Here is a 7821-nt window from a genome sequence, read left to right as displayed (position 1 = left end):
GCGTTTGAAAATGACATTACATCTTCAACTATTAATCCGTCTCCAGGAAATCCTTTTCCTTGGTTTAATAAAGTTAATTTTGGAGCAAAAACTTTTACATAAAGTTCGCCTAAAGTACCTGTTTTATCTTTAACATTTTTATCCAATTTTAATGGAATTGGTTTGCCATCATAACTTTTAATGCTTTTATTGCCAACGCCATCATCAAAAAAAGTATCATCATCCCAAACTTCTATGTTTATTTCTTCGCCAATAAGGTATTCTGTGTTTAGATAAATGTTAACGGTTTGTCCCCAATTTGCTTTTTCTATTTTTATTCCATTATTATCAACAAAACAAGCGTCAATTATTTTTGCTTGCACAATATTAATAGATTGTTTCACACCTTTTCTATGTCCAATTTTACATGTAACGTTTTCTATTTTTGCAGTTACTGGGGTTATATCTAACACTGGATTATCGTAACTGCTGTTCTCTAAAGTTTTTCCAAAAACATTCCAAACTACTTTTTCACCTTCAATAGGAGGCATTAAAAACTTATCTGCTACGAGTTGTATTTTTTTTCCTACTTTAGGCTGACCTCTATATGAAAAACTTACTACATCGTTATTACTAACTTTAAAATGCCAATCATCGTCTTCATTTATAGCATCTTTTCCAGTAGCATTTGCACTGTTTACAAAAGCTTCAACTACATAATCGCCTTCTTTTAGAAAATGTACACCTGGAATATCAATACAAATACCTGTACCGATTTGTTGTCCGTTTAAATTCCATTTAACAATTGCTCCTTCAGAAGAAGTAATTGAATTTCCGAATTGTGTTCCAGTAACTTTAAATTGCATAGGAGTTTCTGGACGAATTATTTCTGCAGCATGAGAAATACTGTTTACGTAAGTGTTTTCTGTCTCTCCACTTAAACTTTTTACAAGAACTTCTCCTTTATCAGTAGTGTAAGTTGCTGTAATGGTATACTTTGCTTTTGAATTTTTTGGGGTAAAAATAAAAGTTTTTCCAGATTGTGTTCCATCAGGAATTACATTACCTGAAGTATCAGTTGCATGAATTACTAAATTCTGTAATTCTTCTGCTGTTGGTTCTAATAAGAATTTTGCTTGAAATGTAGCAGGAAAATTTTGTCTAAATTTGATAGTTCCTTTACTTACTCTTGTAAATAATTCTCCGTCTTTTGGTTCAAGTTTTTCAAATTTATTTTCAACTACTTCAATATCTATAGAACAATCTGTATAGTTTTTATTGTTTTTACCATTATTATATTCTTGCGTTTTGGGTTTACCATATCCTTCAATTCTAAAGTTTCCTATTGTAGAAAATTCGTTTTTATAAGTATCGCCAATTTGTTCATTAGTAATTATTTTTTCTCCTGCTTTTCCTGCTTTAATATCATAAATTACCCATGATGTAAGGGCAATATTTCCAGTTTTCACATTTGCTTTAAAAGTAGCTTCTTCGTTTAATCTAACAACTACTTTTTCAACACCATTACCATTTTCTGAACTGATTACCTTAAAATTAGCATTTCCTTTTAAAGATTTTAATACAATACTAGATACAATAGGGTATTTAATTTCAAGTACTGGTGGAGGAACAGCAGAATTAATTAAGGATTGTTCGGCTTCGTCAGTATTTTCGGCGTGTTCTTTTACAACGCTATCTTCTTGGCCGTGTTTTTTTATGGTTATTTTTCCGCCAATTGTACATTGAAGTGTAGATAATTGTGTTAGAATTTTTTTACCATCAACAGTTTTTTTGTCATAAGCTTTTTCCCATTTTGGCATAAATGATGGTGCACAAGGTAAGTTACCACTACTTGAAGGTTTAAGTGTGCATTTTCCAAAAGTTGCTGCCGGAGGTTTCATTGTGGTATCTTCTTCTGTAGCTGCAAATTTTTTATCGTCGGAATTGATAAGCAATTTTGTGTTTTTTGTTACTACAATTTCTGCTTCTTTTGTTGGCACTTCTGCTTTATCACATACACATGTTCCACCATGAACTACAAAGTATTTATCTTCGTGTTCACTTTTTTCCGCCTCTTTTTGTTCTTTCTGCTCGGCTTCTTTATGTTCCGTTTCTTGTTGCTTCGCGTCTACTTTAGCGTCTCTTTCTTCTTCAGTTAGTGTAGCCATAGCTTCTTGTTAATAGTTGTACTAAAGTACTGATTTTATTGTAATATTTTCTTCGTATTCAAAATATTTATCTAAGCCTATTTTACATTTTGTGTTTAAATCTACTATGTTTAAATTATTGTCTTCGTAATCTATATTTGAAGAGAAATCTATATCGAGGTTTATATCCTCTTTTTCAGTGATAGCATCATATTTATTTTGAATTCTGTATGTGTTCAATATTTTTATAAATTCTTCTTTGTCAATTTGATTAGCATTATATGCAATAGAATCTTTGTTGTTTTTTTCTGACTTAAGTTTAAAAAAGATATTACCTATCGTTGGAATTTTCCAATTAAAATCTACATGACTCTCTTTTGAATATCGCTTTAAGGTCAAATTTATAATGCTTACAATTGGTAATAATTTTATAAATAAATTTGCTTTTTCTTGATTTTCAATCTGTTCTAAAAATTGAACACTTATATATTCTAGACCTTCTCCAACGTGCTTTTCTTTTAAGAATTTGTCTGTTTTATAAACTCTTTGTTGAACTTCATTGAAGTTTGATAACTCTAATGAATCATTATTTATATTAAATTGTAAGGGAAATATACTTTCAAAGTAAAGATTAGATATCAACGGAAATTTATTTTCTATTTCTTTTTCATTAACTAAAAACTTTAATCTGTTAATTTCAACATCATACTTTTCATTTCGTTTTGATTTTAATACAATATCATAAGTAGCTTTTGCTTTATTTACAACTTCTGTACTTTTAATTGTAATTTCATGTACTACTTCAAAATAATTTGAACTTAAAATGGTACTTGGATTTATGAATTCTGTCATAAAGTTACTCTTATTTCAATTTTAATTTATATTAAAAAATATTCAAATTTTAAAAAAATGTTCTCTATTTACGTTGTATAATAGTAAATACATTTTTTAATACGATAACTCACTTAAAGTCTCTAATTTCTTGTTTATTAGAATTACCTCACTTTTTAAATCATCATAATCTGCAATTTTTATTGTATCTGATTTAAAACCTTCTTTCTTAAAAATAATTTTACTTGGCAATTGATTCTGAAGCATTCTTGAGGTTCTATAATCTCCATTTACCTTAACTTTTTCCACAATGAATTTTCCTTCATCATTTGTTTTTAAATAGTTTGGAACAAATCCAAAATCTTTGTCATCATTGTAGAAAATTACTTCAACGTTTTCGACAGGAAGGTTTTCTTCATTGAGAACTGTACCTCTTATTTCTTTTTGGATAAGCTGCTTATTTATTGATGAACAGGAAAGAAGACTGAACGAAATGAATAGAATAACTTTTCTCATAATTACTTTATATTTAATTTAGAACACCATAACAGCCCTAAAACATCATTTTCATCAGCTATAACCCTATCATAAAAATCATAAGGCTTTGTTTCTGTTATTTCTGTATATTTCATTATATCTATTTCTCCTTCAATAGGATATGAATAATTTCCATTAGGATTTTGGGTAATTGATGATGACCCTTTATGGGTAATTGATTTTCCGAAACCTATGTATTCTTTTAATATTTCATGACCTAATTCGTGAGCTGCAGTTTCAATAAAATTTTTCATGGCATAAATAGAATCTATATAAAACCAATCATCTGTAAGTTGACTATAACCATCTTCATGATAATAACCTTCTATATAAAATAATTTCCTTGAAAGAAACCAGTTTCTTGATCGATTAGCACCGAAACGCTCTTGCAAAAAATTTAGTCTAGTATTAGTCCAATAAGTTATTTCTGGAGCAGGCATACCATCTTGATCTGGATATGATTGAATACAGACTTCATATACATTACCATTAATAGAAACTCCTCCATTCTTAATTTTTGCATTATTTGATTTTGTTCTACTCCAATATGTATTGATGCCTTCTAGAGCCATGTTTTCTAACTCTTCATAAGAAATATTTTGGTCTTCGTAGGGTGTTTTACTATAGAATGCAACTGCTTTGGCTGAAACTTTATCTGCATCATTAATACCTTTTGCACCACCGTCTTTAATGTCGACTCTTAATGCTACGTCAATAGTTTTAGTATTATTATCAATTTTAATATCAATCCATTTTACTAAATCATATTTAGATTTAAACGTATCAAAAGCCTCATTATCTGCTCCAGTTACTTCAGCTATTAATTCGCCATCCGTGAAAAATTTGCTGTCATAAATCTTGGAATTAGAAAATCCATCCCATTCTAAAATAGTTTTTTCTCCAGCATTTAAGACAACATCAATTTCTTTATTATAGACAGTGGTTTGATTATGTTTAATAGAAAATAATAAATTTTCAGCTTTACCTTTTTTGCAGCTAATTTCAAATTTAATAGTCTTGTTTTCAATTTCACCTTTAAAATTTAGAATTCCTAAAGGCAAGAAAGTATCCTTTAAAATTTTTACTTCAATTTCTGATTCTATTTTCGCAGGAGTATAAGTTTCAGGATCACCATAACTCACTCCTTTTTCAACTCCAGTTTCAGTAATTGTTGTTGCTGCACTATAGACAATACTTTCCTTGGTGTAGATATTGTAATCTCCACCTGTGGTTTCGGTTATTTTACCTCCTACAATTCTTGTTTTAGTCATTTTAGTTTATTTAGCAAAACTAATTTCGGTTGTATATTCTTTAGAATTCTTAATTCGTTTTGTTACTACTTCTGCTAAACCATACTTGTCATAATAATCTGTAAGGATTTCACTTGAAATACCTCCAGGATCATCATTATTAGTTATAAAATACGATGTCTTGTTGTTCTCTTTATAAAAAGTAGAGCTAAATTGAATTGTGCTTTCCTCTTGAAAAATAAAACCTATGCTTTTTGAGTGGTAATCTAGTAATTCATTTTTGATAGATTCTATATCATCCGAACTGCTTTTAACTATTATACTTTGATAATAGAAATTTTCACCTTCATTCTCTCCACGACTAAAAGTACCGATTCCGGAATGATTTTTCAATTTTATAAACATTTCTTGATTATTACATGAGATCATAAAAAAGCTTACTAATATTATTAATTTATTCATTTTTAAACTATTTAAAAATAAGACTAAAAAGTTCCTTCAAACTCTTTTTCAAATTTAATTTTTGTTACAAAAGGTTTATACCCTCTTAAGTGTTGCAGAATAAACCAGCAAACGAATGCTTCTCCAACACTAGGGATAATATTAAAAACCTTTTCCATATCTGGCAAATCTAAGCCAAAATGATCCCATAAAATTACCTCGTATTTACATGTATAACTGTTATTATGGTTCTTTAGTTCTTTAACAACAATTTGAGTAGACCAAATGTCATTTAAGGCAATCGTTAATCCTTCAAACTTTTCAACATTATAAATTGGACGTGAAAAATTTTTATTATTATTTTGTCTATCTGCTTTTATAGTATTAAAATTTCCAAAATATGGTTTTTTATCTTCTAATTTATCTAAGCTCGTAATGTTTTTTTGAATACTTTCTGCTAAATACGTTTCGACCTCTTGGCAATAATCTTTGGTTACTTGACTATTTACGATGGTTTCGGTTAATACATTGTCTTCATAAATTCCACCTTCATTTGATTTAAATTTGGCAATCATCCGTTTCAAGTTTCCTTCTAAAACTCCTTTTGCAAAATAGAGCGTTGCTGTTTTTTCAAAGTCCCAAAAAAGAACGTTATCTGATAAACTATCGAAAACCCTTACGTCAAATCCTGTTGAAATATTAATATCGAAATCTATTAATGGAATTGTTGTCAGTTTGTACTTTGTATTATAGCATTCTTCCCTAGAATACTTTGCCTTATCATTTTTATTGCTTTTATTAGTGCTGTTGACAAATAAGTTATGTGTACTATTTAGAAAGCCACTTTTTGAATATTGATCAATATAGTTTTTTATAGTATTTGATGCATATATAGGATTTGGTCCTTTTACTCCAAAACCGAAACATAAATCACTTGCAATATCATAACCACTTTCATCTAAGCCAGGCATTTTATAGCGATCTGCAACAATTTCTCCGACTTTTAGATAATCTTCAACTTTAGCTGGATATTGAGAATTTTCATTTAAATAACTACATCTAAAATATAACTCTAAAACTTTATCTACTTCATTCGCTAAAAAACTAGTTATTCCGCTAAGTTCAATTGGAATAATAATTTTATTATTATTTACTATTTCAACTTTTGTTTCTTTTAGAGAGCTTTTATTAACTAATGTAATTTTATCATCTTTATCATCCGATGTACTATTTTCCTCTTCTTCGCTATTATCTTCTTCATATAAAGTGAGAAAAACAGGAGAACCGTTATTTATGTTAATAGTTTCAAGATGAAAATAAACTGTCATAGCAGGTAAAGCACAATTTATAATTTTGTTGCCTTCTATATCTAATGACCACCAACCCTTAACAAAATACTTTTTCCTTTCAGGTGGATTTTCTGGACTGCCATAACTAACACCTTTATCCACACCTGTTTCAGTAATTGTAGTTGCAGCGCTATAGACAATACTTTCCTTGGTGTAGATATTATAATCACCACCTGTTGTTTCTATTAATTGACCACCTACAATCCTAATCTTTGTCATTTTTTAATGCGCTTTGGCTTTTTCACCACTATTGTTCTGAATCTCTTTTTGAGAATGTTTGTTGATGGAACCATTGCTTGAAGATTCATAGCCTTTTTCACTGCTAACAATTCTTTCTTTTTCAGTGTGTGACTTGAAGTCACCCATTATTGTTTCAATCATCTCACCACCTACATTTAAAGCGTTATTTCCACTAACACTTACATTATTTGAATTTCCAACAAAAACATTTTGATTTGCACCTACACCGATTGTTTTATTATTACCAGCTGATATATTTATATCATTACTTGCCGTAATATTTATGTCTGTAGCGTTAATATTTAGGGTTTTTGGTGCGGTAATATTAATGTTACTTCCAACGGTATCAAAATGTATTTCATTTCCACTTTTATCTGTAATTATAATACTCTCATCTTCTGTAAACTTGATTATGTGTCCACTTCGTGTTTGAATTATTTTTATGTCATTCCCAGTAGTAGCATAACTGGAACTTTCACTTCCGTTATACATGGTTCCTAATACAAATGGTTTTTCGGCATTTCCAGCTTCGAAAGCTACTAGTACTTCTTCTCCAATTTCTGGTATGAAGTACATTCCTTTGCCTGATCCTGCATGTGGATTTGTCATTCGAATCCAAGGTGTGTTGTCTTCTTGCCATGCGAATTTTACTTGTACTCTTCCTAATCCTGCTGGATCGTTGTTGTCTGTCACAATCGCGGTTTGTGTATCTGCATTTGGATGACTGTGGACATTCCCGTAAGGTGGTGCCATTACATCTTCTGGAACCGCTTGAAAACTGTTGTGATACGAGCCTGATTCTTCGCAAACATGTGTTATATCTGTGATGATGTAACTTCCAAAGTTTTGCTCTTGCAAGCCGTCAATTAGGTTCCCGGTTAATGAAAAGGCTGATTCTTGAATGGAAACTACATCTCCAATTCGTAAGCCCGTTTCATCACTGTCTCCTTTTGCCGTTACTAAATCTGCAGCTCGTGATTGCAATTGTGTCGTGACTCTATCTACTAAATGGGTTCTTGCACTTCCTTCTTCAATTGGATGTGTGTA

7 protein-coding genes are annotated in these 7821 nt (G+C 30.1%); all 7 read right to left on the bottom strand.

The window, feature by feature from the left end; translation table 11 throughout:
- Positions 1-2147 (bottom strand): DUF4280 domain-containing protein (locus G507_RS17430; protein WP_157496657.1); only part of this gene is annotated, 2147 nt, incomplete at its 3' end.
- A 21-nt stretch (positions 2148-2168) separates the two neighbouring features.
- Positions 2169-2978, bottom strand: coding sequence for a hypothetical protein (locus tag G507_RS0116055; RefSeq protein ID WP_026718453.1), 810 nt, complete (start codon positions 2976-2978; stop codon positions 2169-2171).
- Positions 2979-3074: 96 nt separating this feature from the next.
- Complete coding sequence (locus tag G507_RS0116050; protein ID WP_026718452.1) at positions 3075-3473, bottom strand: carboxypeptidase-like regulatory domain-containing protein; 399 nt, start codon at positions 3471-3473, stop codon at positions 3075-3077.
- A gap of 2 nt (positions 3474-3475) precedes the next feature.
- A complete protein-coding gene (locus G507_RS0116045; protein WP_026718451.1) occupies positions 3476-4765 on the bottom strand; it encodes a hypothetical protein in 1290 nt (429 codons plus the stop codon).
- A 6-nt stretch (positions 4766-4771) separates the two neighbouring features.
- Positions 4772-5206: a hypothetical protein gene (locus tag G507_RS0116040; RefSeq protein WP_035666482.1), complete on the bottom strand. Its 435-nt coding sequence runs from the start codon at positions 5204-5206 to the stop codon at positions 4772-4774.
- 23 nt (positions 5207-5229) lie between these two features.
- Positions 5230-6753 (bottom strand): DUF3289 family protein, encoded by a 1524-nt coding sequence (locus G507_RS0116035; protein ID WP_026718449.1) that lies wholly within the window; start codon positions 6751-6753, stop codon positions 5230-5232.
- A 3-nt stretch (positions 6754-6756) separates the two neighbouring features.
- Positions 6757-7821 (bottom strand): phage baseplate assembly protein V (locus G507_RS17805; RefSeq protein WP_245575632.1); only part of this gene is annotated, 1065 nt, incomplete at its 5' end.

The organism is Flavobacterium gelidilacus DSM 15343 (assembly GCF_000422685.1).
Lineage (GTDB): Bacteria > Bacteroidota > Bacteroidia > Flavobacteriales > Flavobacteriaceae > Flavobacterium > Flavobacterium gelidilacus.
The sequence above is the reverse complement of the archived record's forward strand: the minus strand, read 5'-3'. Positions and strand labels throughout refer to the sequence as shown.